The organism is Streptomyces alkaliphilus (assembly GCF_014141535.1).
GTDB lineage: Bacteria > Actinomycetota > Actinomycetes > Streptomycetales > Streptomycetaceae > Streptomyces > Streptomyces alkaliphilus.
In genome coordinates this window covers 1-601 of sequence record NZ_VKHT01001630.1, presented here as the reverse complement: position 1 = coordinate 601, position 601 = coordinate 1, and the positions used below count along the sequence as shown (strand labels likewise).

Below are 601 nucleotides of genomic sequence, written 5' to 3'. Positions count from 1 at the left end.
GGGCCGGCGAGGGCGCCGCGTCCTTCTCCGCCGGTGGGCGGGCGTCCCCGATCAGCCGGTCGACCTCCTCCCCGAGCACCACCCGGGCCGGGAAGGGATCGGCGGCGACACGCCGGGCCGGTTCCGACAAATCCAGGGGGCGGTGCGAGGCGGCCACCACGACGTTGCCGTAACGACGCCCCCGCAGCACAGCCGGTTCGACGATCACGTACAGGTGGGCGAACGCCTCGCGCATCGCGGCGAGTTGGGAACGCACGAAGTTCAGGGGGGCGGCATCGGCCAGGTTGACGACGTGCACGCCGGTCGGCCGCACGGCCCGCGCGGCGGCCAGGGAGAATCCGATGGTGGTGCACCGAGCGGGGATCCGGTTCCCCGCCCACACGTCGGCGACCACCACGTCCACACCGTTCTCCGGCACCTCCTCCAACGCGTCACGGGCATCGGCGACCCGGATCCGGATGGGCGCGCCCGGCGGGAGCGGCAGGTGTTCGACCACCAGGGCGGCCAGAGCCGCGTCGTGCTCGACCACCAGTTGTCGGGAGCCCGGTCGCAGGTGCTGCAACCAGCGCGGCAGGGTCAACGCTCCCCCGCCCAGGTGGAG

At 73.7% G+C, this 601-nt stretch carries 1 protein-coding gene; it reads right to left on the bottom strand.

Annotated elements, in window-relative coordinates; translation table 11 throughout:
- A partial coding sequence (locus FNQ90_RS26040) for a spermidine synthase (RefSeq protein ID WP_182608540.1) occupies nucleotides 1-601 on the bottom strand: 601 nt, incomplete at both ends.